Below are 26,780 nucleotides of genomic sequence, written 5' to 3'. Positions count from 1 at the left end.
TAGTGCTAGCATAGGCGCAGATAAACGGTCTAGCTGAGGCTGGTACTGACACGAGAAACTAAGATTTTGAAAATCCTACTGACAGATCGAGTTTACGGTCGTTGCCAACATTTTCAGACCTTCGTTTGCGCCGAGCGTCATATCCTGGACAAGGCGCCGTGTGCTCTCCGTTGCCAAATCAAGAGTCCTGCGATCGTCAATTAGCGTTATGATCGCATTCTGCCAAATGTCGCGAACATATGGAACACGCTGCTCGCCAGAACCTTCACTTGTCCCGTACGCCGCGCCCTCGGAAAACACACCCGCTGCTTTGTATCGAGCGACGTCGATCCGCTTCGTCGGTGCTCGGCTGTCATTGACGCGCGACGGGTGAAGCGGAACGAGCATGACATCGATGGTCCGATTGTTCGCGTCTGCGCGATAGTCGTTCCAGGGTATTGGTCTTCTGACCAACACTCGTCCCATGCCTTCCCAGATCGATGCCGCCCGCCCGTCAGCGAATACCTCAAATCGCGCCTGGGGGCGTTTCGCCAAGACATACTCAATGATCGGACGCAGAAAGCGGTGTTCTTCGAGATGAACCCCCGTCGCGTGATAAGCAATCAGAACCTGGCCTGAAAACGAATTTGTAGCGCGCTCAGAATCACCGAGCCGCGGCCTCCATAATGTTTCGGGAGGCGCCGGAGGCAGCACTTCGATTTCGTGCGCCTGCAGTGTTGATGCCAAATGCGGAGTCGAGGCCCAGACAATATCGAGGTGGCGGTTGAGACTACGCAGCGGCCAAAGCGCGCGATAGCAGAGGCGCATACGGTAGAAAAGATCCGCATCTCGCCCTGTCACCACGGCCGGTATGTCATCGTCGAGAAAGAGCCCCACACCGGACAATCGGTCGGCATTGGTGTCCAGCCAGCTCAGCACGCCGGGCGACGCATAGCGACAGATGATGATAAAAGCGCCGTCGGAATCAAGATCGGTAAAGTTGCCGTGCCTGATGTCGACAGCTTGGAAGGGGGGCATGCCTGGCGCATCGAGCCGAGCGGCAAAATAGTAATCGAAGGTCGGGTTCGGCATACGGCCGAAGACGATGATCCGTTTGACAGGCCCACGTGGACGACCAGTCGCCCCCGGCCTCAGCTTCGGGCGCGGCAGCTTTCGCTCGATCCATGGAGCAAGCCTTTCTCTCAGGTGGGTCATCGTGATGACCTCGGAGATAGATCGCGCGGGCGCGCCTCAAGAACAAAATCCTCCGCGATCAAGGAGAGGTTCGGGTTGTGATACGGATCATTCCGCAAAATATCGCCCCACCGCTGATACACCGTCTTTTCCTCGTGCGCGAAACGGCCCAGCTTTTCAGGTGTATTGTCCGCACCTCGGGAGACCGATTCCCTGTGCAGCATTGCGCAATCAGGCGTCCAGACAATCGTGCACCCCGCCTGCCGCACCTTGACGCAGTAGTCGACATCGTTGAACGCAACCGTCAAATTGCTCTCATCCATGCCGCCAATTTGCATCCAAAGGCTCTTGCGTGTCAGCAGGCAAGCTGCGGTGACCGCAGAAATCTCCCGCCGTTCACTCAAGAGACCATTGTCCTCACCGGATTGCGGGTGCAGGAAATGGAAGCTGTGCCTTGCAACAGTCCCCGCCCCGAGCGTCACACCGCCGTGTTGCACGTAACCATCTGGAAAAAACAGGAGGCTGCCCGCAGCGCCAACATCCGGATCATCCAACTCCCGAGCAAGATTCGAAAGCCATCCCGGCTGCAATGGTTCAACGTCATTGTTAAGCAAAAGGATGAGTTCATGGCGCGATGCTTCGACACCAAGATTGCACGCTCGTGAAAAATTGAACCCACCTGGCAGCGGCAGACGACGGATACGCCCAGCCTTCTCATAGCGGTCCATAAGAGCAAGAGCTGCGGGCTCGCTGCTGTCATTGTCGATGACAATAACATCCAGATCAACGCCATCGGTGCTTTCAAAAAGGCCCCTTAGACATGCCTCTAGCAGGTCAGCTCGATCCCGCGTCGGAATGATGACGCTCACCTTGGGCACGTCAGTTGCATCCGCTTTCAATCGAACAGGTCCCATCATTCGCTGGTATGGAGCGTCTCTGTGCAAGAGAACCCGAGGCACATGAAGAACCGCATCGCGGCGGCCCTTTGCAGCTTTGGCGATCACCTCGCCCAACGGCATACTCTCGAGGTCCAAGCCCTCCGGCAGGTCAGCCAGGCGGACAAGGGCGCCGTCCAATGGGAGCCAACCGGATTGCGCAAGGGGCGGGTTCCAGGCCGGCTTGAAGAACGGGTCGATCCGGCGACCACCGTTTTTGACACGATCTTCGTCACTATAAACCGCGGCCACTGAAGACGAGAACGCGAAGGGGCGCGAAAGCCTCTCCAAAGCGCGCGGCGCCAGGCGCATGCCCGCGGGAAGCCGCATCCATAATTGCGGTCGGGCTGCGTTCCCATCTTTCATACCTGCGACTTCACTGGCAGGCATCTCGGCATAGTCGTGCCAGGTCTGCGTGGCCAGTGAAGCGCGTGTTTCGGCGACGGCCTGCTCAGTGCCGCGCCCGATCGAAACGAAGACGAAAGGTTTTGTTGGCCAATCTTGTGGCGCGTCAGAGACCTCCGCGCGCTCCGCCGCCTGCTGGGCGTCGATCCATTCGTCATAGCTCGGCGCCGACAAAGCGTCGACTTGCCTGGCAAAGCGAAACGTGGCGCCTTTCACGTTGCGCGCTATAAGGAGACGAAGAATACGAAGAATGAACAAGGGCCGTCGCAGAACGAGGGCAATCCCGATTTCGAGCAGCGACAGCCGCCGCACGTTTATTTCCGGGGTGACGTCCGCGGATACGTCTGCTGTGGCGTCATCGGCGACAAGCGTGGCGCCTTCGAATTGCACAGGCAGCCATCCATAAAACCGTCCGCGGCCTTTGCTGTTCACCAGGAAAGAGCGGAAAACCGAAGCTGGTACTCTGCCCTTGCGATGCAACGCCAAGCGCGGGCGCAGACCCAAACGGTGCCCTGGATCCTTGACCGTTAGAACGACAGCACGGTCGGCATAATCTTCCAGCGCAGCCTTGAGCGGCACCCTGAATTCGACCTGTGAAGCGTCAGCCATCATTCTCTATCTTGCAATTCAGCGAAACCGGAGTCGGTATGCCGCTTATGCCAGAGCTTTGAATGAAATTTAACTCATAAATCCAGTTATCTGCGCAAACCGAATATCCATCCATCCCATGTTGTTTCAGGCAGGTGCCAGCTTAATCGCCAGCCTTCCAACCTCGGCGCGCGGCAGACTTCTGTAGGCGTACCGTCCTGCACAATCCGGCTTTGGTTGAGGATCACCACCCGGTTGGCGAGGTCCGGCGCTTGCTCCTGATCGTGAAGTGCAAACAGGATGGTCATGCCCAACTCGTCGTGGATCTCGCGAAACCAGCGCCGAAGATCTCGCCGGAGATAGGCTCAAGCGCCACGAAAGGTTCTTCGAGAAGCAGTCAACAGGACCGTGGAGGACCGCCACGAAGCGCAGGTGGGCGCGGTTCCTGGTTTCCGTTTCGGGCTGGCCTTCTGCGAGGCCGCCGGTAAGCGGCTGGTGCGCTGGTCGGGCAAATGACGAAGCCGTGCTAGGCTCCGGCCCTGACAGCCGCACGTGAGCGTAGGACTTTTCTGCGTGCTCAGCTCGATCCAATTCACGAAGTTGAGTTTGCGCTTGCATAATCTGCAAGCGTCACTACATTTGCTAGCATGAACAGCAAGCAGAAAAAGACCCTTGCGGATGTGTTCAAGAACCCGGTTTCTGGAACCATTGAATAGGCCGCCATAGAAAAACTGCTTGTGGCTGCCGGAGCGAACGTGATCGAGGGCAACGGTTCCCGCATTAAGTTCGAAAAAGACGGAATCATTGCGAGCTTCCATCGACCTCATCCGGACAAGAAAGCAAAGCGTTATCAGGTGCGCGATGCTCGCGAGTTCCTGATGCAGATTGGAGTAACGCCATGAACACCATGACTTACAACGGATATCACGCTCGAATCGAATTCGACGCTGAGGACGAAGTGTTTTTCGGCAGGATTGCAGGTATCTCCGATGTAATCGGCTTTCACGGTGACAGCGTCGCTGAACTGAAGAAGGCCTTCCATGAGGCCGTCGATGATTACCTCGAGACCTGCAGGAAAATTGGCAAAGAGCCGCAGAGGTCCTATTCTGGCAAGATGATGTTTCGTGTCGCTCCCGAAGTCCATCGCCGAGCAGCTCTTGCTGCCGAGCTTTCGGGAAAGAGTCTCAACCAGTGGGCAGAAGAGGTGCTGGAAGAAGCTGCCGACCACTTTTCCGAGGCACGCCTATTGGCGTCGTAATTGTTGCGTGTTCGATAAATAGGCCTTCCCCCGCCAATTAAATTAGGCAATCTTTTCAAGTACACAATGTAGACGCCCGTAAGATCTGCGCGTGCGCGAAGGCTCGCGACGAACGGCTGGCCTCGGCCCCATGCGAACTTCGTTCGATGACGTGCTTGAAGAAATGAAAGTGGCACCAACGACGAAGCTTCTGAAATTGTTGGAGCATGAAATTGCTTCTTGTGCTCACCGTTGGCGGCGTCGCCCGGGGGGCATTACTGGCACCTTCGGCACAGGCCCTTCTATGATACTCCTGCCGGTACTCAGGGAAGCCTGCGATCTGTTATAGAACAACGCAGCGTTGGCTAAATTGACAACAGCGGCGATTGTTGGCATATTAGCCAACATGGATGCGCAAAAAATCACCGAACACAAAACCGTTGAAGCAGACGGCAGCATCATCCAGTTTGTCATCTGGAAGCTGCCGGAACCCGTTCCCCCGACCACGCACGGTTTCAAGTATCGCATGGTCTATATTCGAAACCGCGAGCGCGTCGTCGGTTTCGATAACGAGCGCGGCAAGGGTGATCATATGCATCTGGACGGCAAGGAGTATCCTTACCAGTTCACGTCGCTTGAGCAACTCATTGAGGACTTCATGTCCGAGATCGAAAAACGGAGGCAGTCATGAGGACATTGACCATCACGACGAACACCGATTGGAAATCGGCCCTGCGCGCCGCCGGAGAGAAGGCCAAGGTGGGTCTTGCCACCGGGACCTATCAGGGCGAGACGCTGAATTTTGCTACTCCCGGAGCGTTTTTCTCCCACCTTACCGAACGTCGATGGGAGATGCTGAACGAGCTTCTTAGGAGTGGAACGATCGGAGTCCGTGAACTTGCGCGCCGGCTAGGACGAGACGTCAAGCGCGTGCATGGAGACGCTGCGGTGCTTGTTAATCTAGGACTAATCGAGCGTGATGAACGTGGCGCACTTACATGCCCCTTCGGAAACATTCACGTTGACATGGTAATGACGTCCGCAAAATCGGCGGCGTAGGTGTCCTCCCTAGAAAGGGATGCTAAGAAGACCTAAGGCCGTTGTCCTAATCTTACCGCGCAGGCGCTTGGGTAAGGACAAACGGCCGGAATTCCGCTCACCGGCGCGCAGGTTATCGTTGCGTTACGCCCGCCGGCTCCGCTGAACGCCAAAACTCCGTGATCTTCTCTTCTCGATCTCACTGCGATGTTCTGTAGGAGACATGTCTCTCCTCATTTTCATGAAGATCGGTTCAGCATGATACTTGCGCCGGGTCTCCGACGCCGGTTAATTCGCCGCTTTTTAAGGTCTTGCACGCGCACTCGATTTAAACACCTCTCCGGAAAACCTGCGCGTTCCTAAGGATAATCCCCGCCCCCCGAGACAGATCGGGTTCAGCTTGTTCAGGGATTTCGAACTCCACTCGAATACCATCTTTGGTCGTGCCAACGACGGTCAATCCATCGGGCCGATGGAGGAAACGTTCGATCTCCATCGGAATTCCTCCCCCATCCTTCTGCCAAACCACATCCCGTGGCCTTACGAAAACCTCGACAGGACCAACTTCGCTGGACGCGATACCAGTGGCCGTCTCGCCAACAAAAACGAAACCGTCCCGGGCGACGCCTGGAAACTTATTCACGTCCCCGAGAAACTGCATGACAAATGCCGAACCCGGATGTCGGCAGACCTCTGCAGGCGTGCCCTCCTGGACGATCTTGCCTTCATTGAGGATCACCACCCGATCTGCTAGGTCGAGCGCCTCTTCCTGGTCATGCGTCACGAAGAGGGTCGTAATGCCGAGTTCGTCGTGAATCTCGCGAAGCCAGCGGCGGAGATCCCGGCGGACGTTGGCATCGAGCGCTCCGAAAGGTTCGTCGAGAAGCAGTACCTTCGGATCGACAGCAAGTGCGCGGGCAAGGGCCACACGCTGACGCTGACCGCCAGAAATCTGGCCAGGGAAGCGGTCGCCAAGTCCTTCGAGCTTTACCAACCGCAGGAGTTCGGAAACGCGTGTGGCGATCTCAGGCTTGCGGCGCTTGATCTTGGAAACCTTCATGCCGAAGGCGATGTTCTCGGCGACGGTCATATGCGGGAAGAGCGCGTAGTGCTGAAAGACGAAACCGACGCCACGGTCGCGCACCGGGATGTCGGTCGCGTCCTGATCGCCGAAATAGATGTGGCCGCCATCGGCATATTCGAGCCCGGCCACCATGCGCAGGATTGTCGTCTTGCCGGATCCGGAAGGACCGAGGAGCGCCACCAGTTGTCCGCTCGCGATATCGAGCGAGACGCCGTGCACGGCGCGGAACGTGTCGAAGGTCTTTACGACCCGGTCGAGACGGATCTTCATGGGCGGGTTCCTGCATTCTGTTCTTTGGCGGCGGCGGCAAGCGCCGGACGGCGGCCAGCACCGCGGCGCTCAAGCGCGACCTTGGCAATGATGGTGACGACGGCGAGCGTCGCAAGGATTGAGGCAGCGGCAAAGGCGCCGGCCGCCTGGTAGTCATGATAAAGCAGCTCGATATGAAGCGGCAGGGTGTTGGTCTGGCCGCGAATATTGCCGGAGACCACGGAGACCGCGCCAAACTCGCCCATGACACGGGCGTTGCAGAGAACGACGCCGTAAAGCAGCGCCCATTTCACATTGGGAAGTGTGACGGAGAAGAACGTGCGCCAGCCTGACGCGCCAAGCGAGGTTGCCGCCTCTTCGAGGTCCCTGCCCTGCGCCTGCATCAATGGAATGAGCTCACGCGCCACGAAAGGTGCCGTCACGAACATCGAGGCAAGCACAATTCCCGGCAACGCGAACAGGATCTTGATATCCGCAGCCTCCAGCATAGGGCCGAACAACCCTTGCAGTCCGTAGACGAAGAGATAGGCGACGCCGGCAACGATCGGCGAGATCGAAAATGGGATCTCGATCACGACGAGAAGGAAGCGTCGTCCCCAAAAATCGAACTTGGTGATTGCCCAGGCGGCGGCAAGACCGAAGGCGGTATTGATGGGAACGGCGATCAATGCGGTCGCAACCGTCATGAAGATGGCGTGGCGCGTATCGGGGTGAGCAATGGTGGCCGCATAGGCTTTGAGACCTTGACCGAATGCTTCGACGGCAATCACGATCAGGGGTGCGAGCACCAGAATGGCGCCGAAGAACAGGGTCGTGCCAATCAACACGCGGCGGATGATCGGCCCGTCGCCGATGCGCGGCGGTTTGCGTCTGGTCGGTATCATCTCAAGACCTCGCGGTGTAGCGCAAGGCACGTGCCTGCAGGAGATTGGTGGCCGCCAGCATCAGGAAGGCGGTGATCAACAGCACCGACGCAATGGCGGCCGCCGCCTGATAGTCGTATTCCTCAAGCCGGATGAAGGCGAGCAATGCGGTGATTTCGGTTTCCATCGGCTGATTGCCGGCGATGAAGATGATCGCGCCGAACTCGCCCAGCGACCGCGCGAAGGACAGTGATAGGCCCGCCAGCAGCGCCGGCATCAGCAAGGGCAGGATAACGCGCAGGAAAATGGCGCTGTCCGAACCGCCGAGCGATTGGGCCGCCTCCTCCAGTGCAGGATCGAGATCCTCAAGCACCGGCTGTACCGTGCGGACGATGAAGGGCAGGCTGGTGAAACACATGGCCACCATGATGCCGATAGGCGTGTACGCCACCTTGATACCGACCGGTGCTAAAAGTGCTCCGAACCACCCATTGGATGCAAACAGCGTCGTGAGCGCAATGCCGGCAACGGCGGTCGGCAGGGCAAAAGGCAGATCGACGATCGCGTCGATGATCCGCCGCCCAGGGAAGCGGTAGCGAACGAGTACCCAGGCAAGCGCCAGGCCGAAGACGAGGTTGAAGGCGGTGGCAACAAGGGCCGAAAGCACCGTGACCCGGTAGCTGGCGACAGCGCGCGGTGAAGAGACGATCGCCCAATATTCGGCAGGCCCAAGGCTCGCCGCCTTGAAGACCAGTGCCGCCAAAGGCAACACGACGATCAGCCCCACATAAAAAAGGGTGATGCCCAACGACAGGTGCAGGCCGGGCAGGACATTGCGTTTCAACTGATCGCCTCCACGGCGGCATAACTTTCATTCATGGCAGAACCCGGCGAGCAGAACGCGCCGGGTAAATTGGATCGGTTTGCTATCGCTTTTTCAGCGATTGCCGTAGATCTGGTCGAGCGCAGCGCCCGAAGCGAAGTGCTCGTCCTTGATCTTGCCCCAGCCGCCGAACACGTCCTCGACCGTCACCAGGCGAATCTCCGGAAATTGGTCCTTGAATTCCGCTGCCACCTTCTCGTTGTGGACGCGGTGGCCGTATTCAGCGGCAATCTTCTGGCCCTCCTCGGTGTAGAGGAAATCGAGATAGGACTTTGCCAATTCGCGCGAGCCGCGCTTCTCGGCCACCTTGTCGACCACGGCAACCGGGAATTCCGCAAGCAGGCTGACGGAAGGCACGACACTTTCGAACTTGTCGGTACCATACTGCTTGGCGATCGAGCGGGTTTCCGCCTCGAAGGTAATGATCACGTCGCCGATTTCGCGCTCGACAAAGGTCGTCGTTGCCGCTCGTCCACCGGTATCAAAGACCGGAACGTTGTCGAAGACCTTCTTGACGAATTCGGTGACCTTGGCCGGGTCGTCCTTGAAGGCTTCCTTGGCATAGGCCGTTGCCGCCAGATAGGTGTAGCGCGCATTGCCCGATGTCTTCGGGTTCGGGAAGATCACCTTGACGTCGTCACGCGCAAGATCGCCCCAATCCTTGATGCCCTTCGGATTGCCGGAGCGCACGAGAAAGGACGGGAAGGAATAGAACGGCGAAGCGTTGTTCGGAAAATCCTTCTGCCACCCCTCGGCGACGAAACCGTTCTTTGCCAGGAAGTCGATATCCGTGACCTGATTGAAGGTGACGACGTCGGCTTCCAGGCCTTCGACGATGGCTCGCGCCTGCTTGGAGGTGCCGGCATGCGACTGGTCGACGGTGATCCCCGGATGCGCCTTGATGAAGGCTTCGTTCTCGGCCGCAAAGACTTCCCGCGCAACATCGTAGGAGGCATTGAGAAGGGAGGTCGGCGCTTCGGCAAGGGCCGGTCCGCTCAGGAGCGCAACAAAGGCAGCGCCCGCGATCAGCAGTTTCTTCATGGGTATCTCCGGTGGAATAGAGGCGGCAGGTTGGATGAAACCTAACGGCCGCTATCGGAGACGACGAGGCACCATGATCTTCGCTTGTTTCCCGAACGAGAAAAATCGCCTAACGAATTCGGATATCAGAGAAAATGGCGTTGCGGCCGTGGCCCACGAACTACCGATCGGGAGTTGCCGACGACGCCTCTTGCATCGGGGTCGATTGCGACGATCGCTTGAGACTGATGGCCGGCGCCTCGCCTTCGAACATCTCCACCCGGCGGTCATAGACCGGCGAGATCGTACCGAGAACGCGGTCCCAGAAGGAGAAATAGTTGGCGTAGTTGTAATTGAATTCGGCGTGATGCTGGTCGTGATAAGTCGTGCACAACAGCGGCCAGGGATAGCGCGCCGTGGGCGAGGCAAAATACTCGAACCCCGCATGGCCGAATGTGCCGTTGATCTGGTCGAACAGCCTGTGCGCGAGCAGGATCAGCGGCGGAAACGGCACCAGGAAGACAATGACGGCGTAATAGCCCTGCGACAGGGCCGTATCCACGAGACCGATCGAATCGTTGCTCCACACGGTCGGGGCGACACTTCGATGGTGCAGCAGGTGATATTTGTAGAACAGCTTGGTGTGCAGCAGCCGGTGCGCGAAATAGAACCAGGCGTCGAACAGCACCATGCAGAGCAGGAAGAGTGGTACCGCCGTCCACCAGCTGAAGCCCCAGGGCGTGAACAATGTCCAGCCCTGATACTGGGCAAAGAGACCGATCGCGACCGATGTGCAGGTCACGAGGATCGACGCCATGCTCTGACGGATCTCGAGCCCCTTTCGCTTCTCCCCCCGACGTCCCTTCTGGATGCGCCGCTCCGGATTGCGATCATTGAGCCAGGTGATGCCGTAGCCGAGCGCAAAATAAACGAGCACCGTCGCGGCGTAGATGCTCGCAAGAATGGCAAAAAATGTCAGGGTACCCTGGACGAACGCGTTCAAGTGGAAATCCGGTGCTGCTTGCGTGGGAGATAATCAGACCCGCTGAATACACCAACCAGACCGAGCAAGGCAAGGCAAGCCCCGGCTCAAACCCGCTCAAGATCCGACAGAAACGCGTTCAGTTCCGTTTCGTCTATCCCGACGAGATGGGCTTTGTCGGGATAGGCGCCGGACCGCACGTCTTCGGCAAACTCTGCGAAGGCGGCGACGCGCTCGCGTTGCAGTCGCTCGTACTCGGCGGCGAAGTTGCGATAGATTTTTGCGTGACGGGGAACGTGGCCACGATTGGCGCCGAGCACGTCATCGCTGAAGAGATACTGCGCGTCGCAGCCCGTGCCGGCGCCCATCGACAACATGAGCATTGATGTCTTCGCGCTGATCGCGGCGGCGACCTCGCCGGGCACCACTTCGATCTCGGCGGCAAAGGCACCTGCCTCTTCCAACGCTTTTACCTGGCGCCAGATCTCGATGGCGCTTGCCGCCGTCTTGCCGACGGCGCGAAACCCGCCGGTCCAGGTGGCCTTCGACGGGATGAGGCCGACGTGCCCGCAGACCGGGATACCCTCTTCGCGCATGCGGCGAACGGTAGAAAGGCTTGCCGCGCAGTAAACCGCGTCGCCTCCCGCTTTGAGCGCCTTGAATGCGGCGCGGATATATTCCTCGGCCGTGACCAGATCGCCATATTCGAGGCCCGGGAAGGCGAAACAGGTCGGGGCCACTTCGCGAAACTCCGGCCCAAGCAGCGCCGGCGGCACGGAGACCAGATCGATGCCGGCGGCTTCGGCGGCTTCCGCCTCATCGAGCGTTTCGACCCGCAGCATCGTCAACTGTCTCTTGCCTTTCATCGAAAGAAGGTCGGCAACGGTCGGGCGGCGGTTTCGCATCAGGATCTCCGGGTATCGGTTGTTGTTATGACAGAGGAAGAAGCATCGTGCCTCAGGCGGCGAGCAATGCCTTCAGCTTCGTGTCGATTGAGCCGAGCGCCTGCGGATCCGGCCTTTTCCCGGCAGCAATCAGCATCTCGGCAAGGCGGATGTCGCGAGCGATCGCGTTTCCTGTGCCGATACCACTCGCGCTGAGCAGTCGACCGCTGGCGTCAAGATGAAAGAGAATGAAGGCGCTATCGCCAAGGTCCCGCTGCACCGTCATCACAGCACCATCGGCAAGGCCGGCGATCTGCAGGGTCAGGTCATATTGATCGGACCAGAACCAGGGCACGCTCACAATCGTCTCGGCAGCACCGAGCAGATTGGCCGCCGCAAGTGTTCCCTGGTCCTGCGCGTTTCGCCAGGCTTCAAGCCTTATGCGTCGACCCCCGTAGTGCCCGAGCGGATAGGAGCAGCAATCGCCGGCCGCGAAAATGTCGGGGTCCGAGGTGCAAAGCGTCTCATCGACGGCGATGCCATTATCGATGGCAAGGCCGGCAGCCTCGGCCAAGGCCGTGTTCGGCAAGGCTCCAATGCCGACTACGACCAGGTCGGCGACAAGAATGTCTCCGTCGGCAAGCTGAATTTCAACCTTTTCCTCGCGTTCCGCGATGCCGGCGATCCTGGCATTGCAGCGGATATCGACGCCTTCCAGTCGATGCCGCTCGGCAACGACGGCAGCGATTTCTTCCGGCACGCCGCGGGAAAGCACCCGTGGCAGGCCCTCGAGGAGAACGACATCTGCGCCGAACTTGCGGGCGGTCCCTGCGAGTTCCAGTCCGATAAACCCGCCACCGATAATGGCAAGCAGCTTGCCCGGCGCGAGCTTCAGGCGAATGGCGGCGGCATCGGTGTGCGTCCGAAGCATCCGGATAAGCTGTGATGTCTCTGACAAGCCCGGCAATGACCTTGGCCTCGCACCAGTTGTCAGCAACAACCTGTCGTAGGAGAGCTGCCGCCCGTCGGCGAGCCGTACCGTTTTCGCATTGCGATCGATGGCCTCCACCGGCGTATCGGTGAGTACCTGGATCCCGGCAGCTTGATAGCGCTCGGCGTCGGCGACGAATTTGGGCTCAAGCGGCCCAGCCAAACCTTCCTTCGAGAGTGGCGGCCGCTCGTAAGGCAGATGTGGCTCGGCACCAACGAGCGTGATGTCACCCTCATAGCCCTTTTCCCTAAGCGCAAAAGCTGCCCTCGCACCACACTCGCCGGCGCCGACAATGACAATCCTGTTCATGTGCCCCTCCCAATGCCTCGTTTGGACGCCTTGAGCTCGCTTAGGCGACCGCGATGAAAACGCTGCCGGCCTCAACCTTGACCGGATAGGTCTTCAGATTGACGCAGACGGGCGCACCCTTGGCCTGGCCGGTCTTGTAGTTGAAGCGACCGTTGTGTTTCGGACATTCGATAATGTCGTCCATCACCAGGCCATCGGCGAGGTGGATATGCTCGTGGGTGCACAGGCCGTCCGTCGCAAAATATTCGTCGTCGGGGCTGCGGTAGACGGCAAAGGTACGTCCGTCATGGTCGAAGCGGATCACATCCTCTTCGTCGATCTCGTCGGCCGCACAGACCTCGATCCAGTTTCCGCTCATGATCTTTCCTCCAAAGGTTTATTGTGCGTTGGCATGCCTATTCGGCAGCATGAACCAGGGCATCGCTGTGAAACTCTTCGCGATAGGGTTTTGCCGTTGGCGGCAGTTCGCGCTTCAGGAAATAGTCCTCGTTCCTCAGCTGGCGCAGGAAGGCCGGGATCATCTCGCGGTAGCCGTGGAGCATGGATGGATTCGGCTCCGGCAGATCGTGCTTGATCATGGCGTGAAGCCGCGGCAGCGCATGGTAGGGCACCATCGGGAACATATGGTGTTCGACGTGGTAATTCATGTTCCAGTAAATGAAGCGGCTGATCGGGTTCATGTAGACCGTGCGGCTGTTCAGCCTGTGGTCCGTGACGTTGTCGGCAAGCCCGCCGTGCTGCAGCAGGCCCGTCAGCACATGATGCCAGGCGCCATAGAGGCGCGGCAGGCCGATGAGCATCATCGGCAGGATCGAGCCGAGATAGAACAACAGGCCGATGGTTGCGAGATAGATCGCAAACCAGATCCGCGCGATCCGTATTGCCTTGGGCTGCTCCATTTCCGGAATGAAGGTTTTCTCCGCTGCGCTGATGACGCCGAAGGCATTGCGCACCATGTCGATGACGGCATGCCAGACATCGAGAATGCCGAAAAAGTTCAAGACGAGCCGAAGCAGATCCGGCGGCCGCATGACGGCGATCTCAGGGTCCCGGCCGACGATGACAGTGTCAGTGTGATGACGCGTGTGGCTCCAGCGCCAGGTCACCGGATTGCGCATGATCATGAAACAGGCGATCTGATAAACGACGTCGTTCATCCACATCGTCTTGAACGCCGTGCCATGACCGCATTCATGCCAACGGCTGTCGGAAGCCGAGCCGTAAAGGACGCCGTAGGCGAGAAAGAAAGGCACGGCCCACCAGGTTCCCCAGAAATAGACGCCGAGGCCGCCGAAGAGGATGAGGCTGCCGAACCAGATGGCCGTATCGCGGATCGCCGGGCCATCCTCGCGCTTCATCAGTTCCTTCATCTGCTTGCGCGGGATCTCGGTGTGATACCACTCCGCCGCCGACAAACCGTTGGCGACTGCCGCCTGAGCGTCGCGTCCAAGCAGACTGTAGTCTCGCTTCGTCGGAACCATCGCCATCCGTTTTCTCCTCCCGCAATCGACCACACGCCGGCGGCCGTTCCTCATCTCTTGGAACTGACGATAGGTTGACTTTTGCTAGTCCTCAATGCAGTGATGATATATTCTATCAAATACCATCAGCTCTTGCATTTCATGAATGATGGAATAGTTTCAGGGGCAGCCGATGAGCAACAGACCGACCATTGCCGATCTTGCCCACGCCGCGGGCGTCAGCGTTGCAACCGTCGACCGCGTGCTCAACGGCCGACATCCGGTGCGCGAAGAGACGGCGCGACGGGTCTATGATGCGGCCAAGTCCATCGGCTACCACGCAGTCGGCTTGCTTCGTCAGCGGGTCTTCGAGGACCTTCCGCAATACCGCCTCGGTTTTCTCCTGCAAAAGCCGCAGCAATCCTTCTACCAGGCTGTGGCCAAGGAGATCGAGAACGCAGCGCTGGCGCTGTCAAACGTCCGCGCCCTGCCCCAGATCGAATTCGTCGCCAACTCCACACCGACGGGTATCACCGAGAAGCTGAAGGCAATGGCTGCCCGCAATCAGGCGATTGCCCTCGTCGCGCCCGACTATCCGGCGGTGACCGCGGTGGTCGAAGAGTTGAAGGAACGCGGGATCCCGGTTTTCTCTCTGCTTTCCGACTTTGCAGCCGGCATCCGCGAAGGCTATATCGGCTTGAACAATCACAAGGTTGGCAGAACCGCTGCCTGGATGATTGCAAAGGCTGCGAAGAGACCAGGCAAGGTCGCAGCGTTTGTCGGCAGCCATCGCTTTCTCGGCCATGAACTGCGTGAGATCGGCTTCCGCTCCTATTTTCGTGAGCACGCGCCTGATTTCGAGGTGCTCGACACCATGGTCAATCTCGACACCGCCGAGATCACCCACGAAGCGACGCTCAACCTCCTCCAACGCCACCCGGATTTGACCGGCTTCTATGTCTGCGGCGGCGGCATGGAAGGAGCAATCTCGGCGATCCGCGAGGAAAAACTCGAAGGCAAGCTGATCGCCGTCGTCAATGAATTGACCCCGGAATCGCGCTTAGCACTGGCCGACGATGTCGTGACCCTGGCGATATCGACACCGACGGGAGCCCTTGCACGGGAAACAATCAATCTGATGGTGCAGGCAATCGGCAAAGGGCCGACGGGCGCCCCGGGACAGACCTTCCTCCCGTTCGATCTTTTTACGCCGGAGAACATCTGACGAAGTATGTCGGTGGCCACATCAAACCGGAGTACAAGAAGGTGGACCGCATCGACCGCCGCCGCAAGGAGAACCAGAACGGCAAGCGGTGCTTTCCCTGCGCGAACACAATCCCGATGCGCCGAACCGCACGATCACCCGTGTCGTCTCCGACGAGAACCCGAAGACTGCCTGGGCCGCCGTCCGCGGCCATATCCAGCCGAAGTCGGTGCTGACGGCTGACGAACACGGCTCCTACGGCGATCGGGTTGGGCTGGCGGTCCTTCGGCTCGTGAAGCACAGCCTAGCGCATCACCGAGGACGGTAACGACACCAACAGGATCGAAAGCTTCTTCGCCCGCGCCGAACGCTCGTATGTCGGCATTCACCACCGCTTCTCGGTGAAGTACCTGGACTGTGGTACATGGCCATGGTCGCCTGGAAGGAGGACGCCCGCAACATGGGTTTACGCTGGCCGACGTACTGCGCACCGTCACCCACCGCACGGTGTGGGAGAAGCTCTGCGGCTACTGGCAGGGCGCGGCGAAACGATCGTAGACCAGGTGTGCACGGCGGAAATGACGGTCGGGAAACAGCACTACCTGCGGTAACCGATTTTGGCTTCGTCACGTCCCCAAGCCCTATTTACACTTTCACCACGACCCTATTGACACTTTCCCCAGCTTCCTATTGACACTTTCCCCGCTGAACTGGGCTTTTGAAATTTTGCTCAAGCACGCGCCGCTCACCTGCAACTGATCGCCATGTCTGCCATATTCACTGGGCAGCGCCAAGGCAACAGCTCGCGATGACGAAGCCGAGGGTCGGCGAGAACACGTTCGCAGTGAAAGCGCAGACGACGGGTGAGACAGTATGGATCCCGGTTCACTTCGCCTATGGCAGGTGGATCGATCGCCTCCCGCAGCCGGACAGCGTCATGCTCCATGCCGGGGCCTGGGCCTCTCCTACAAGTCAGCCGGCGGTTTCCGGACTGAATGGCAAAAGCTGCGATCTGCATGTCGGCGCAGATCGTTCAGCACTACGGCCGAGAGGTCGCGTTGCGGCACTGGCGAAGGACGCCATGAAGCTGATGGAGGCTCGTTGGAGCGCTATTGAACCGGCTGCTTTCAGGAACAAGAACGGAACGTGAATTGGAAACTAGCAACTTTTAACAGAGCAGAAAAATTGGAATGGCGCGTAATCACGGGCTCGAACCGTGGATCGCTGATTAAGAAATCGAGGCCATCAAAAAAATCAGGCATTCCGTTGAGTTGTGGCGATTTCTTCGACCAGATAATCGATTGCCTGGAGGGGCTCCAACATCTCCCATGTCTTTGGATGACGATAGACAGGGTAGAGGCCGAACGCTGCGAAAGTAAGCTGATCGAGGGTGGGATGTGCAATTGTCCGTCTCGCATGGGCCAATTGGGCACGATCTTCCACGTGATCGTCTGTCAGTCCCCAGCCCGCATAAAATGGGGTCGCATAACAACGAACGGGAAGGCCACGCAAAAGTGCATCGAAGCCCATTTGGCTGGAGACGGTCCAGACCTCATCGACGACGGCGAGAATCGCCGCTGCAGATACCTTGTCAGCCATCAGTGTTACGCCTGGCAACTTCGATGCCCGTTCGGTCATATAGCCCTTGCGATGACCGGCGATAACGTCCGGATGCGTGCGAACGACAATCTGCGCACCGCTTGCAAGCGCATCATCCAACATTCGGTCAAAGGAGGAAGGCGAGCCGAGCGCCTTTTCAACGGAAACATCCCCAAACACCTGATCGACCAGCAGGATCCTGCGCCGTGTCGACGGGTCGAGACGAGGCTCGCTGTGAGGCAGGTTGTTGTATTTCGACAACTTGTGCGCCACCAGGGCTTCGCGGATCGGGGCGCCGACATCTTGCATCAAGCTGCCAGCCGCATCGCCGATCAGCATCTCCAACCGAGACGCTCTGCCAGCATCGACCGGTAGCGCCTTGTCATCGACGACAATCGAGATCGGAATACTTCCATCCTTGCCGAGACCGACGGAGCGAAGGAAACCATCCTCGAGATGCCAATGCGGAAGCTGACGCAACCGCGCAATTCGCATTGCTGTCTGTGCTGGCAGGCGGCCACCCCAGGAAACGATACCATCGAGCCTGGGGGCAAGCGTCGAGCGAAGTGGGGCATCGCCGAAATAGCGACCCAACCAGGGGAACGCCTTGTGCACGAAATAAGTCGCCCCGAGCCTTGCCCCCCATTTCGGGTGCCAGGGTCGGACTTGCGTCGCGGTTGGTGCGGGATTGTCGAGCACGTCCATATTCTCACTCTGCCAGCCATCACGGCGCGCTCCGCCAGAAATCACCTTGCAAAGGCAAATGCAAACCGAACTTGCGATACGTCGGGCGGTTGAAGACAGCTTTCTCGATCCAGGCCAACCGAGCAAAAGCTCAAAGGCAGTCGCACGCGGACAGTAGATCTGCACCGAAACCACCTCGAACCTGATTGGATTCCATCATCTGAAAAAGACAATCTTGCAACAATGCAAGCGCTTTGACCGGACGCTCGTCGGCGGCCTCCTAGCCATTGGCGATTTGTCCGGGTAACTGTAAATGGAATGAACGTTCCATTTACAGTTACCAGCAATCCCAACCTGGAGGAGACATTCCCATGACTACCCTGCCCTTCGCGCTTAATCACATGACAACGCCCGGCTTGCCGCTCGACGCTTTTTTCGCGCTTGCACGATCGCTCGGCATGACTGCCGTCGAGATCCGCAACGACCTGACCGGTAATGCCATTCTGGATGGCACACCCGCAAAAGACGTTGCGGCACTGGCAGCAGAACATGGGTTGACCATTATCTCGATCAACGCTCTGCAGCGTTTCAACGAATGGAACGACACACGGACCGCGGAGGCCGCGCACCTGATTTCCTATGCCAGGGACTGCGGAGCAAAGGCGCTCGTTCTTGTTCCTGTTAATGACGGCAGCGGTCAGGCCGACGGTGAACGGCAGGCCAATCTTAAGGAAGCTCTTTCGGCACTGAAACCGATGCTCGATGCGGCCGGCATCATCGGCCTTGTCGAGCCGCTCGGCTTCGAGATCTGCTCGCTTCGCTCTAAAACGGAGGCTGTTGACGGTATAAAAGCGGTCGGCGGCGAGACTACGTTCCGCGTCGTGCACGACACCTTCCATCACCATCTCGCTGGCGAGCCGGCTATCTATCCCGAGATGACCGGCCTCGTTCATATTTCGGGGGTCACTGACAGCGGCATGGCGATCGCCGATCTGCGCGATTCGCATCGCGTTCTGGTCGACGGGAACGACACCCTCGACAATGTCGGGCAGATCCGCCGCCTGAAGGCTGCAGGTTATTCCGGCCCCTTCTCGTTCGAACCTTTTGCCGATGAAGTCCATGGCGTCGCCGATCCGGCAGCCGCCCTCAAGACCAGCATGACTTACATCGAAGCCAATACCTGACCGGCAAAGCCGACAGAGCATTGCAAAACGAAGCGAGGCGTCGAAAGACACCCTTGACGGCGCCCGCATAAAATGGAATACATATTCCGTAATTGCAAATAACTGGTTCTTTTATTCCGTTTTGATTGGAGCGCAGCGGGAGTACCGCTTCCAATCAGAGATGGGCGCGACCCGATGTGGTCAGCGTTTCCGGCTGGAGAAGGTGTGGCCGGGCACCAAATGTGGAGGAGAAAGACAATGAAGAAATTCCTGCTGGGTACAGCCATGGCGGTGATGATGTCGACGGCGGCCCATGCCGAAACCATCGGCGTTTCCATGGCGCAGTTCGACGACAACTTCCTGACGGTCCTGCGCAACGGCATGTCCGACTACGCCAAGACGCTCGACGGCGTCGACCTGCAGATCGAAGACGCACAGAACGACGTTTCGAAGCAGCAGAGCCAGATCCAGAACTTCATCGCAGCCGGCGTCACCGCCATCATCGTCAACCCTGTTGATACCGACGCAACGGCCGCGATGTCGAAGATCGCCGCTGACGCGGGCATTCCGCTCGTCTACGTCAACCGCGAGCCTGTCAACGTCGACACCCTGCCGGAAAAGCAGGCCTTCGTCGCTTCCAACGAACAGGAATCCGGCACGCTGCAGACACAGGAAATCTGCAAGATGCTCGGCGGCAAGGGCAAGGCCGTCGTCATGATGGGCGAGCTTTCCAACCAGGCTGCCCGCATGCGTACCAAGGACATCCATGACGTGCTCGCGACCGAAGCCTGCAAGGGTATCGAGATTGTCGAGGAGCAGACCGCCAACTGGTCGCGCACACAAGGGTCGGACCTGCTCACCAACTGGCTTTCTGCCGGTCTCGAGTTTGACGCCGTGATCTCCAACAACGACGAAATGGCGATCGGCGCGATCCAGGCGCTTAAAGCCGCTGGCCGTCCGATGGACAGCGTCGTCATCGGCGGCATCGACGCTACACAGGATGCGCTTGCAGCCCTGGCCGCAGGTGACCTCGACGTGACGGTGTTCCAGAACGCCGCCGGCCAGGGCAAGGGCTCTGTCGATGCAGCCCTCAAACTCGCCAAGGGCGAGCCGGTCGAGAAGAAGGTCTACATCCCCTTCGAACTTGTCACGAAGGAAAACATGGCCAGCTATCAGGCGAAGAACTGATGCTTGCTTGGGAGCGCGGGATATCTCGCGCTCCCAACCAAACAGTCCCGCGGCAGGTGCGCTGATCCTGTAGATTGACGCCTGCGAGGAGAATGGCTGGTTGACCCACCAGTTGCGAGGACTTTTCCGCGAGAGCCGGAATTGACGGGGAGGCAATGACAATGACGCTCAGTCCGACAACGATGGCCGCCGTGCGCGCCAGCGGCGCCGTACCCAACGCCGAATACCTTCTCAACGTTGAAGGCATTCGCAAGGAATTTCCGGGCGTCGTCGCGCTCGACGACGTGTCCTTCCGTCTGAGGCGCGGCACCGTCCATGCGCTGATGGGCGAGAATGGCGCCGGCAAATCCACGTTGATGAAGATCCTGGCCGGGATCTATACGCCAGATAAGGGTGAGGTGAGGCTGAAGGGCGCCGACATCAGGCTGAAGTCGCCGCTAGACGCGCTCGAAAACGGCATCGCCATGATCCATCAGGAACTGAACCTGATGCCCTTCATGACCGTCGCCGAAAACATCTGGATCCGGCGCGAACCGAAAAACCGCTTCGGCTTTGTCGATCATGGCGAGATGCGCCGCATTACCGCTCGGCTGTTCGATCGCCTGAAGATCAAGCTCGACCCTGAAATCGAGGTCCGGCACCTCTCGGTTGCCAACCGCCAGATGGTCGAGATCGCCAAGGCGGTCTCCTACGAATCCGACGTGCTGATCATGGATGAGCCGACCTCGGCCTTGACGGAGCGCGAGGTCGCGCACCTGTTCGAGATCATCCGAGATCTGCGCTCACAGGGCATCGGCATCGTCTACATCACCCACAAGATGAACGAGCTCTTTGAGATTGCCGACGAATTCTCGGTCTTCCGTGACGGCAAATATATCGGCACGCATTCTTCAAGCGAAGTCACCCGCGATGACATCATTCGCATGATGGTCGGTCGTGAAATCACCCAGATGTTCCCGAAGGAAGAAGTGCCGATCGGCGACGTCATGCTTTCGGTCAACAATCTGACGCTTGACGGCGTGTTCCACGACGTCTCTTTCGACGTGCGTGCCGGCGAAATCCTAGGGATCGCCGGGCTGGTCGGCTCCGGCCGCTCGAATGTCGCCGAGACGCTCTTTGGCGTCACCCCGGCAAGTTCCGGCACCATCGCCATCGACGGCAAGACCGTTTCGATCGATAGCCCCAACACCGCCATCCGTAACCGCATGGCGTTCCTGACGGAAGACCGCAAGGACACTGGCTGTCTGCTAATCCTCGACGTGCTTGAAAACATGCAGATCGCCGTACTGCAGGACCGTTTCGTCAAGGCCGGCTTTGTCTCGGAAAAGGACATCACCGCGGCTTGCGAGGAGATGAGCCGCAAGCTTCGGGTCAAGACGCCCAATCTGCAGGAGCGGATCGAGAATCTGTCCGGCGGCAATCAGCAAAAGGTGCTGATCGGCCGTTGGCTGCTGACCAACCCGCGCATCCTGATCCTCGACGAGCCGACGCGCGGCATCGATGTTGGCGCGAAGGCAGAGATCCATCGCCTCGTCACCGAACTCGCCCGCAACGGCGTTGCCGTCATCATGATTTCTTCGGAGATGCCGGAGGTGCTGGGCATGAGCGATCGCATCATGGTCATGCATGAAGGCCGCGTCACAGGCATCCTCGACCGAGCCGAAGCAACCCAGATCAAGGTCATGGAACTCGCCGCCAGCTAAGCGCGAACCGAACGGACCACAGGGAGGAACGAACAATGGAAACCAATGTCGCAGCACAAGGCACCGGCTCGGCCCTTCCGGGTGCGAAGCGTCGAATGCCGCCCGAATTCAGCATCTTCCTGGTGCTGATCGGTATCGCGCTTGTCTACGAAATCCTTGGCTGGATCTTCGTCGGGCAGAGCTTCCTCATGAACCCGCAGCGTCTGACGATCATGATCCTGCAGGTCGCTGTTATCGGCATCATCGCCGTCGGCGTGACCCAGGTGATCATCACCGGCGGCATTGATCTGTCCTCCGGCTCCGTTGTCGGCATGACCGCGATGTTCTCGGCAAGCGTGGCGCAGGCCTCCACCTGGCCGCGTGCACTCTATCCGTCCTTGACAGACCTGCCGGCCATCGTGCCGATAGGGCTCGGCATCGGCGTCGGTCTGCTTGCCGGTGTCATCAACGGCCAGCTGATCGCCAGAACGAAGATCCCGCCCTTCATCGCCACGCTCGGCATGATGGTCTCGGCACGCGGCATCTCCAAGTGGTACACGAAGGGTCAGCCGGTTTCGGGCCTCACCGAGCAGTTCAATTTCATCGGCACCGGCATCTGGCCTGTCATCGTCTTCCTGGTCGTTGCGATCATCTTCCACATTGCCCTGCGCTACACCCGTTATGGTAAGTTCACCTATGCGATCGGCGCCAATGTTCAGGCAGCCCGTGTCTCCGGTATCAATGTCGAGGCGCATCTGATCAAGGTCTATGCCATTGCCGGCATGCTGGCGGGCCTTGCCGGTGTCGTCACCGCCGCCCGCGCTCAGACTGCACAGGCAGGTATGGGAGTGATGTACGAACTCGACGCGATCGCCGCAACCGTCATCGGCGGCACCTCGCTGACCGGCGGCGTCGGGCGCATCACCGGTACGGTGATCGGCACCATCATCCTCGGCGTCATGACATCCGGTTTCACTTTCTTGCGGGTCGATGCCTACTATCAGGAGATCGTCAAGGGCCTGATCATCGTCGCCGCCGTCGTGATCGACGTCTATAGACAGAAAAACCGCAAGAAAGCCTGATCCTCCAAAGAAGACCTGTTCTCCCAGTGAGCCAACTGGCCGGGATGATGAAAATCATCCCGGCTTTTTTGTTGTTCAAGCAGAGACGGTTGAAAGCGATCAGAAGGTCTTGGAGTTCGATCGACGATGGGCATCGACTGGAATAGTGCCGATTGACATCTGCAACGGCAAAAGAAAGCTCGACCTGTCTCCCGCCATCAACGCAATGATCATGTGATCGGCGAAGACGCGACATGTTTCCCTACAAAATAGCCGGGGAACGGAGCGCCCATAACGCCGGCTGCCTTCTTTATCTCGGCGCCCGGAATCGTGTTCAAACTTTTGCAGACGATCCAAAGTGCGTCCGGCACTAGTGTGGCCGTAGCCAATGGTCCAGATGCCGCCTACGTCTCGAGACCTCGTCTTCAGGCCTTCCCACTGCTTGACGAGCACGAGGCCCGCCGCGTTGATGCGTCGGTTCATGTGGTCCACGTCGGTTCGTGGTCCACCTTGTTGTTGAGATAGCCCCCCCCGACATCGAGTGGGGAGCAGGACTTGCTGGACTCGATTACACCTGACGCTATATGTGGGCAGTCACAACTAGGCCGCTCAAAAACATCAGGATTCATAATGCTTCTGTTCGACGCTTTCCTACTCTGGAAAAAAGCAGCGCACTCGATACGCCGCAGCGTCGTCGGTAAGAAAAAACTCCATTCGAGAAATGCCGGCCTTGGCTTCGAGACGATGCCAAAGAGGGTGCCGCGCATCATTTGGATGTATTGGGACAAACCACTTGAGCAAGCTCCGGCGATTGTCCGCTATGCTGTCGAATCTTGGATCAGAAAGAACCCGTCATGGGAGGTGCGTGTCCTCAGCGATGCTGACGTTGCCGAGCTCGTCGACGTTCCTCCCCATAGAGCCGACCGAAAGATCCAATGGAGGGCTGACCTGATCAGGATAGCCCTCCTCCGGGATTATGGTGGCGTCTGGGTGGACGCTACCACCTTTTGCACGAAACCGCTGGATGAATGGCTGCCGCCACTGATGGAAAGCGGCTTCTTCGCGTTCCCCGACAATTACCCCGGCCGGACGATGGGGATATCCTTCCTTGCCGCCGAACCGCAGAACTATCTCGTATCCAAGTGGTTGCGGCTGATGGTGAGATACTATTCGAAGCGTGGCAAACTTCTGCATTATTTCTGGGTGATGTACCTATTCGAATACATCGTCAGGACGGACCTCAAGGCACGCGCTATTTGGGATGCCACCCCAAAACTTTCATCGAAGGGCCCGATCCTCTTGAAGCGTCTTCTGACGCAACCAGACCTCTTGGAGCCAATACCAGACCAAATCAATTATTCCGCCATCCCGTGGCTAAAGATCAGCTCTGACACCAAACTGGCGAACCAGGCAATGCTTGGTGCTATTGAGAGCGGCGAAGACATTGATCTGTTCAAGGTCGCTGAAATCGAATTGAGGAAGCACATGCCAAATGCTTTTCCCCTTGGTTGAAAGGCATTGCCGATCATCACCGCAACGACACGCAACCGTTGGAGCGGGCAGATGAGCTATGGACGCGTCGGCCTGCTTGCAGGTTTCATCAACGGCCAACTGATCGAAACCAAAGTACTGACAGCGCACGTTCCGCTGCCGCTTGCGGAGAGGGTAGATCAGTTGGCAAGCCGGTTGAAACGTTCGCGCGGCTGGATCATCGAGCAGGTACTCATTGCCTGGATCGATCAAGAGGATGAGCGACGCCTGCTCACACTTGAGGCGCTCGCGGACGTGGACGCCGGTCAAGTCATTGACCATCTGGCCGTGCAAGCCTGGGCCGATAGTCTGGACAACGACAAGCCGCTCTGATGCAGGTTAAACGGACAAGCAAGGCCATGGTGATCTCGCACGCCCTTTCGAGTTTCTCGCTCCTGCTGATCGGCGAGCCCCTGCCCACACGGTTCAATCGCTGACGACTGCACCGACGCGCCTGCTTGAACAGTCGCGACTTGGAGAGAATCCGGAAGAATTTGCGCCTCGCGAAGTCCGCCGAATCCTCGTTGGGCATTATGAGATCCGCTACGAGATTCAACAGTCGGTAATCTATGTTCTGCGCGTGTGGCATACCCGCGAGGACCGTTGAACCAAGGCCAGCCTAACTTCGCACTTGCACGGTAGACGGCGCGATCGAACAGAAATTCTGACCCGGCTCGTAACCAATCCTGTTACATATCCGCGTTTCGACACATCATCAGCGCATGGTGTTGATCAGTTTTGCCGACCGCATCACCTGCCCCTCATCCTCGATGTCATGAACGCCCGCTTCACTTCCTGCGAGCCGACGCCTGGTATCGGGAAATCGCCAACAGCTTGATCGTCGTTGCCGCTGTCGTCATCGACGTCTATCGACAGCAGAACCAAAAGAAAGCCTGATCCTCCGAAGAAGACCTATTCTCACAGTGAGCCAACTGGCCGGGATGATGAAAGTCATCCCGGCATTTTATTGTCCGCAGCGACGTATTTTGGCGGCGGCGGGCGAATTTAGACATATGCTTGCCGCGCAGGGCTGCCAAGGCGCTACCGCTCTGGCAACTGCATCCGCGATCGACTATATGCCCAGCATGCAAAACCATCGGAGATTTATCATGTTGTCGCAGCGCAAGCTTGCGAGCCAGTTCCAGCCGCGTTTCGTTCTTCAGCTTTGGAACGCGATGCTTCGGGTCCTGACCCGCGAAACAGCTTCCCTCTTCGGCCAGCGCAGCCGCTAAAGCGCACCTCCAGTCCTTGTCCGGCTTGCTCTATTGCAAGCGGCATGCTGGGGCCGTTCAGGCGGCGTAGTTCCAGGGCATGAGCGTGTCGCGCTCGTCGAAGACGGCGACGCCATCGACGCTCATCACCAGATTTTTCCGCCCGACCTTCCGGAAGAAAAGATCGCTCGACGGCCGGCCCTTTTGCAGCAGCCTAAGCCCAAATACCGGCGCGGGGTGTTGGCCAAGTTTGCGGCTTTGTCCGTCCCGCAAAATGAAGGTGCAGTCACTGGCTGACGCTCCAGGCCGGACGCAAATCCGGATGGAAGACTGCGTCGTACTTTTATCGCATTGCTCAAGGGCTGCCGCGACAGCCGGTGACTGCTGCCGTTTCAGGAAGGGCTTGCTGCGCCAACGTCGATTGGCGTGCAATTGGAGAAGAGGTTCAAGGCGGCGTACTGCAGCAGCATGATCGTTTTTCCATCCCGAATTGCCCCCGATCCGACCATCGCAAGCGCCTCGTCGATACCAATTTCCAGGACGGCAATATCCTCCCCTTCGGCCTCATTGCCACCGCCCGCCGAAGCCTGGTCGCCTGGCTGGTACTCGCCAACGAAGAAGTGTAGCCGCTCCGTTACTGAGCCGGGGCTCATGAACGCGTCGAACGCCAGGCGTACATCGCGCACACGAAAGCCTGTCTCCTCTTCCGTTTCTGCGCGGATGCGTGCTTCCGGCTCGGCATTATCGAGCAATCCGGCCGGCGCTTCGATGAGAAGGTCGTCATGACCGTTGACGAAGGCTGGATAGCGAAACTGACGGGTGAGTATCACCGTGCGGCGTTTCGGATCGTAGAGCAGGATCGTCGCACCGTTTCCCCGGTCGTAGGTCTCTCGCGACTGTCGCTGCCAATTGCCGTCGGCGCGCAGGAAGGAAAAAGTCGTTTTCTTTAGGACGTACCAGTCGTCCGAGAGGATGGTGACATCCTCTACGCGAATGCGGTGTGCAATGCTCATCGTGACCTCCTTCATTGTGGCAAGGTCAGCAGAAGTCGCCATCCTTGTTTGACGGCAAATTTCGTGCATTTTCGTGCAATGTCAAGCAATTTCGTGCATCCAGAAATTCGGCGCAGCAGCGCGTCTCCCCAAGCACCGCCCGTTGCGCCGGAAAACTAAGGGCGCGCGCTCCGAACCGCTTTGAATAAAGCCCCCTTTGTTCGTGGCCGGGATTATGGCGCAACGCCAGCAAGCTTGGCAGCCTCGAAGCGGGCTCTCGAATGATGTGCAGATGTAGGTCCCGGGATGGATACGTTCCGTTTGCCGGATCGAGGACCGATCTA

26 protein-coding genes and 4 pseudogenes are annotated in these 26,780 nt (G+C 58.6%); 15 read left to right on the top strand and 15 right to left on the bottom strand.

Annotated features, from left to right (window positions below; all coding sequences use genetic code 11):
• Positions 1-75 precede the first annotated feature (75 nt).
• The 3 genes and pseudogenes from ASD52_RS04675 to ASD52_RS38165 form a co-directional block, all read right to left on the bottom strand.
• Positions 76-1,194: a hypothetical protein gene (locus tag ASD52_RS04675; RefSeq protein WP_156612893.1), complete on the bottom strand. Its 1,119-nt coding sequence runs from the start codon at positions 1,192-1,194 to the stop codon at positions 76-78.
• The gene (locus tag ASD52_RS04670) at positions 1,191-3,125 is read right to left on the bottom strand and encodes a glycosyltransferase family 2 protein (protein WP_057223217.1); all 1,935 of its coding nucleotides are present in this window, start codon (positions 3,123-3,125) and stop codon (positions 1,191-1,193) included. The genes ASD52_RS04675 and ASD52_RS04670 overlap by 4 nt, the downstream gene beginning before the upstream one ends.
• Positions 3,126-3,286: 161 nt before the next feature.
• Positions 3,287-3,498 (bottom strand): annotated as a pseudogene (locus ASD52_RS38165) (sulfate ABC transporter ATP-binding protein); the annotation flags it as partial.
• Between the two features lie 5 nt (positions 3,499-3,503).
• On the opposite strand from ASD52_RS38165, the pseudogene ASD52_RS38160 reads away from it, so the two are divergent.
• From ASD52_RS38160 to ASD52_RS04650, 5 genes and pseudogenes are all read left to right on the top strand, one after another.
• A pseudogene (locus ASD52_RS38160) lies at positions 3,504-3,611 on the top strand (adenosine-specific kinase); the annotation flags it as partial.
• Positions 3,612-3,823: 212 nt separating this feature from the next.
• Entirely contained in the window at positions 3,824-4,003 is a 180-nt protein-coding gene (locus tag ASD52_RS39715; RefSeq protein WP_347369213.1) for a type II toxin-antitoxin system HicA family toxin, read from the top strand.
• Positions 4,000-4,359: a type II toxin-antitoxin system HicB family antitoxin gene (locus tag ASD52_RS04660; RefSeq protein WP_057223215.1), complete on the top strand. Its 360-nt coding sequence runs from the start codon at positions 4,000-4,002 to the stop codon at positions 4,357-4,359. The genes ASD52_RS39715 and ASD52_RS04660 overlap by 4 nt, the downstream gene beginning before the upstream one ends.
• Before the next feature lie 340 nt (positions 4,360-4,699).
• Positions 4,700-5,029 (top strand): DUF6516 family protein, encoded by a 330-nt coding sequence (locus ASD52_RS04655; protein WP_244497413.1) that lies wholly within the window; start codon positions 4,700-4,702, stop codon positions 5,027-5,029.
• A complete protein-coding gene (locus ASD52_RS04650) occupies positions 5,026-5,397 on the top strand; it encodes a hypothetical protein (protein WP_057223210.1) in 372 nt (123 codons plus the stop codon). Before ASD52_RS04655 ends, ASD52_RS04650 begins: the two co-directional genes overlap by 4 nt.
• A 307-nt stretch (positions 5,398-5,704) precedes the next feature.
• Here ASD52_RS04650 and ASD52_RS04645 read toward each other — a convergent pair whose 3' ends face one another.
• The 9 genes from ASD52_RS04645 to ASD52_RS04605 form a co-directional block, all read right to left on the bottom strand.
• A complete protein-coding gene (locus ASD52_RS04645) occupies positions 5,705-6,730 on the bottom strand; it encodes a sulfate/molybdate ABC transporter ATP-binding protein (RefSeq protein WP_057223208.1) in 1,026 nt (341 codons plus the stop codon).
• Positions 6,727-7,614 (bottom strand): sulfate ABC transporter permease subunit CysW, encoded by an 888-nt coding sequence (gene cysW, locus ASD52_RS04640; RefSeq protein WP_057223206.1) that lies wholly within the window; start codon positions 7,612-7,614, stop codon positions 6,727-6,729. The genes ASD52_RS04645 and cysW overlap by 4 nt, the downstream gene beginning before the upstream one ends.
• 1 nt (position 7,615) lies before the next feature.
• The gene (gene cysT, locus ASD52_RS04635; protein WP_057223204.1) at positions 7,616-8,437 is read right to left on the bottom strand and encodes a sulfate ABC transporter permease subunit CysT; all 822 of its coding nucleotides are present in this window, start codon (positions 8,435-8,437) and stop codon (positions 7,616-7,618) included.
• Between the two features lie 93 nt (positions 8,438-8,530).
• Positions 8,531-9,517: a sulfate ABC transporter substrate-binding protein gene (locus ASD52_RS04630; protein WP_057223202.1), complete on the bottom strand. Its 987-nt coding sequence runs from the start codon at positions 9,515-9,517 to the stop codon at positions 8,531-8,533.
• Between the two features lie 160 nt (positions 9,518-9,677).
• On the bottom strand, positions 9,678-10,499 hold the full coding sequence (locus ASD52_RS04625; RefSeq protein WP_057223200.1) for a sterol desaturase family protein: 822 nt from the start codon (positions 10,497-10,499) through the stop codon (positions 9,678-9,680).
• A gap of 86 nt (positions 10,500-10,585) precedes the next feature.
• Positions 10,586-11,383, bottom strand: a complete 798-nt coding sequence (locus tag ASD52_RS04620; RefSeq protein ID WP_057223198.1) for a 3-methyl-2-oxobutanoate hydroxymethyltransferase — start codon at positions 11,381-11,383, stop codon at positions 10,586-10,588.
• A gap of 52 nt (positions 11,384-11,435) precedes the next feature.
• Positions 11,436-12,662: an FAD-dependent oxidoreductase gene (locus ASD52_RS04615; RefSeq protein ID WP_057223196.1), complete on the bottom strand. Its 1,227-nt coding sequence runs from the start codon at positions 12,660-12,662 to the stop codon at positions 11,436-11,438.
• A 40-nt stretch (positions 12,663-12,702) separates the two neighbouring features.
• Positions 12,703-13,020, bottom strand: coding sequence for a MocE family 2Fe-2S type ferredoxin (locus ASD52_RS04610; RefSeq protein WP_025428998.1), 318 nt, complete (start codon positions 13,018-13,020; stop codon positions 12,703-12,705).
• A gap of 37 nt (positions 13,021-13,057) precedes the next feature.
• Positions 13,058-14,149 (bottom strand): fatty acid desaturase family protein, encoded by a 1,092-nt coding sequence (locus ASD52_RS04605; RefSeq protein WP_057223194.1) that lies wholly within the window; start codon positions 14,147-14,149, stop codon positions 13,058-13,060.
• A gap of 166 nt (positions 14,150-14,315) precedes the next feature.
• Here ASD52_RS04605 and ASD52_RS04600 point away from each other — a divergent pair, with 166 nt between their 5' ends.
• Both ASD52_RS04600 and ASD52_RS04595 read left to right on the top strand, forming a co-directional pair.
• A complete protein-coding gene (locus ASD52_RS04600; RefSeq protein WP_057223192.1) occupies positions 14,316-15,347 on the top strand; it encodes a LacI family DNA-binding transcriptional regulator in 1,032 nt (343 codons plus the stop codon).
• The gene (locus ASD52_RS04595) at positions 15,322-15,654 is read left to right on the top strand and encodes a transposase (protein WP_082571714.1); all 333 of its coding nucleotides are present in this window, start codon (positions 15,322-15,324) and stop codon (positions 15,652-15,654) included. The genes ASD52_RS04600 and ASD52_RS04595 overlap by 26 nt, the downstream gene beginning before the upstream one ends.
• A 926-nt stretch (positions 15,655-16,580) precedes the next feature.
• Here the strand turns inward: ASD52_RS04595 and ASD52_RS04585 are convergent.
• Positions 16,581-17,630, bottom strand: coding sequence for a capsular biosynthesis protein (locus tag ASD52_RS04585; protein ID WP_057223186.1), 1,050 nt, complete (start codon positions 17,628-17,630; stop codon positions 16,581-16,583).
• Between the two features lie 350 nt (positions 17,631-17,980).
• On the opposite strand from ASD52_RS04585, the gene ASD52_RS04580 reads away from it, so the two are divergent.
• The 4 genes from ASD52_RS04580 (at position 17,981) to ASD52_RS04565 (ending at position 22,724) form a co-directional block, all read left to right on the top strand.
• Entirely contained in the window at positions 17,981-18,793 is an 813-nt protein-coding gene (locus ASD52_RS04580; RefSeq protein ID WP_057223184.1) for a TIM barrel protein, read from the top strand.
• A gap of 237 nt (positions 18,794-19,030) precedes the next feature.
• Positions 19,031-19,960, top strand: coding sequence for a sugar ABC transporter substrate-binding protein (locus ASD52_RS04575; RefSeq protein WP_053250057.1), 930 nt, complete (start codon positions 19,031-19,033; stop codon positions 19,958-19,960).
• A 161-nt stretch (positions 19,961-20,121) separates the two neighbouring features.
• On the top strand, positions 20,122-21,663 hold the full coding sequence (locus tag ASD52_RS04570) for a sugar ABC transporter ATP-binding protein (RefSeq protein WP_057223182.1): 1,542 nt from the start codon (positions 20,122-20,124) through the stop codon (positions 21,661-21,663).
• 35 nt (positions 21,664-21,698) lie between these two features.
• The gene (locus ASD52_RS04565; RefSeq protein ID WP_057204556.1) at positions 21,699-22,724 is read left to right on the top strand and encodes an ABC transporter permease; all 1,026 of its coding nucleotides are present in this window, start codon (positions 21,699-21,701) and stop codon (positions 22,722-22,724) included.
• 339 nt (positions 22,725-23,063) lie between these two features.
• Here the strand turns inward: ASD52_RS04565 and ASD52_RS40695 are convergent.
• Positions 23,064-23,186, bottom strand: a pseudogene (locus ASD52_RS40695) (lysozyme); the annotation flags it as partial.
• A 147-nt stretch (positions 23,187-23,333) separates the two neighbouring features.
• Here ASD52_RS40695 and ASD52_RS04555 point away from each other — a divergent pair.
• The 4 genes and pseudogenes from ASD52_RS04555 (at position 23,334) to ASD52_RS04545 (ending at position 25,465) form a co-directional block, all read left to right on the top strand.
• Positions 23,334-24,215: a capsular polysaccharide synthesis protein gene (locus ASD52_RS04555; protein ID WP_082571713.1), complete on the top strand. Its 882-nt coding sequence runs from the start codon at positions 23,334-23,336 to the stop codon at positions 24,213-24,215.
• A 102-nt stretch (positions 24,216-24,317) separates the two neighbouring features.
• Complete coding sequence (locus ASD52_RS04550) at positions 24,318-24,566, top strand: ribbon-helix-helix domain-containing protein (RefSeq protein ID WP_057223448.1); 249 nt, start codon at positions 24,318-24,320, stop codon at positions 24,564-24,566.
• Positions 24,566-24,840: pseudogene (locus tag ASD52_RS36820) on the top strand (type II toxin-antitoxin system RelE/ParE family toxin). The gene ASD52_RS04550 and the pseudogene ASD52_RS36820 overlap by 1 nt, the downstream one beginning before the upstream one ends.
• 316 nt (positions 24,841-25,156) lie before the next feature.
• Positions 25,157-25,465 (top strand): hypothetical protein, encoded by a 309-nt coding sequence (locus ASD52_RS04545; protein WP_156612889.1) that lies wholly within the window; start codon positions 25,157-25,159, stop codon positions 25,463-25,465.
• Positions 25,466-25,836: 371 nt separating this feature from the next.
• On the opposite strand, the gene ASD52_RS04535 is transcribed toward ASD52_RS04545, so the two are convergent.
• Positions 25,837-26,457: an NUDIX domain-containing protein gene (locus tag ASD52_RS04535; protein ID WP_057223444.1), complete on the bottom strand. Its 621-nt coding sequence runs from the start codon at positions 26,455-26,457 to the stop codon at positions 25,837-25,839.
• Positions 26,458-26,780 lie beyond the last annotated feature (323 nt).

Origin of the sequence: Ensifer sp. Root142 (assembly GCF_001426785.1) — a bacterium.
In the GTDB taxonomy this organism is placed as follows: domain Bacteria; phylum Pseudomonadota; class Alphaproteobacteria; order Rhizobiales; family Rhizobiaceae; genus Ensifer; species Ensifer canadensis.
The sequence above is the reverse complement of the archived record's forward strand: the minus strand, read 5'-3'. Positions and strand labels throughout refer to the sequence as shown.

Excerpts from the sequence above, each read along its gene's own strand:
- ASD52_RS04675 (WP_156612893.1), bottom strand. The coding sequence starts at position 1,194 with ATGACCCACCTGAGAGAAAGGCTTGCTCCATGGATCGAGCGAAAGCTG.
- ASD52_RS04670 (WP_057223217.1), bottom strand. The coding sequence starts at position 3,125 with ATGATGGCTGACGCTTCACAGGTCGAATTCAGGGTGCCGCTCAAGGCT.
- ASD52_RS04660 (WP_057223215.1), top strand. The coding sequence starts at position 4,000 with ATGAACACCATGACTTACAACGGATATCACGCTCGAATCGAATTCGAC.
- ASD52_RS04650 (WP_057223210.1), top strand. The coding sequence starts at position 5,026 with ATGAGGACATTGACCATCACGACGAACACCGATTGGAAATCGGCCCTG.
- ASD52_RS04645 (WP_057223208.1), bottom strand. The coding sequence starts at position 6,730 with ATGAAGATCCGTCTCGACCGGGTCGTAAAGACCTTCGACACGTTCCGC.
- cysW (WP_057223206.1), bottom strand. The coding sequence starts at position 7,614 with ATGATACCGACCAGACGCAAACCGCCGCGCATCGGCGACGGGCCGATC.
- ASD52_RS04630 (WP_057223202.1), bottom strand. The coding sequence starts at position 9,517 with ATGAAGAAACTGCTGATCGCGGGCGCTGCCTTTGTTGCGCTCCTGAGC.
- ASD52_RS04620 (WP_057223198.1), bottom strand. The coding sequence starts at position 11,383 with ATGCGAAACCGCCGCCCGACCGTTGCCGACCTTCTTTCGATGAAAGGC.
- ASD52_RS04615 (WP_057223196.1), bottom strand. The coding sequence starts at position 12,662 with ATGAACAGGATTGTCATTGTCGGCGCCGGCGAGTGTGGTGCGAGGGCA.
- ASD52_RS04610 (WP_025428998.1), bottom strand. The coding sequence starts at position 13,020 with ATGAGCGGAAACTGGATCGAGGTCTGTGCGGCCGACGAGATCGACGAA.
- ASD52_RS04605 (WP_057223194.1), bottom strand. The coding sequence starts at position 14,149 with ATGGCGATGGTTCCGACGAAGCGAGACTACAGTCTGCTTGGACGCGAC.
- ASD52_RS04600 (WP_057223192.1), top strand. The coding sequence starts at position 14,316 with ATGAGCAACAGACCGACCATTGCCGATCTTGCCCACGCCGCGGGCGTC.
- ASD52_RS04585 (WP_057223186.1), bottom strand. The coding sequence starts at position 17,630 with ATGGACGTGCTCGACAATCCCGCACCAACCGCGACGCAAGTCCGACCC.
- ASD52_RS04580 (WP_057223184.1), top strand. The coding sequence starts at position 17,981 with ATGACTACCCTGCCCTTCGCGCTTAATCACATGACAACGCCCGGCTTG.
- ASD52_RS04575 (WP_053250057.1), top strand. The coding sequence starts at position 19,031 with ATGAAGAAATTCCTGCTGGGTACAGCCATGGCGGTGATGATGTCGACG.
- ASD52_RS04570 (WP_057223182.1), top strand. The coding sequence starts at position 20,122 with ATGACGCTCAGTCCGACAACGATGGCCGCCGTGCGCGCCAGCGGCGCC.
- ASD52_RS04565 (WP_057204556.1), top strand. The coding sequence starts at position 21,699 with ATGGAAACCAATGTCGCAGCACAAGGCACCGGCTCGGCCCTTCCGGGT.
- ASD52_RS04555 (WP_082571713.1), top strand. The coding sequence starts at position 23,334 with ATGCTTCTGTTCGACGCTTTCCTACTCTGGAAAAAAGCAGCGCACTCG.
- ASD52_RS04535 (WP_057223444.1), bottom strand. The coding sequence starts at position 26,457 with ATGAGCATTGCACACCGCATTCGCGTAGAGGATGTCACCATCCTCTCG.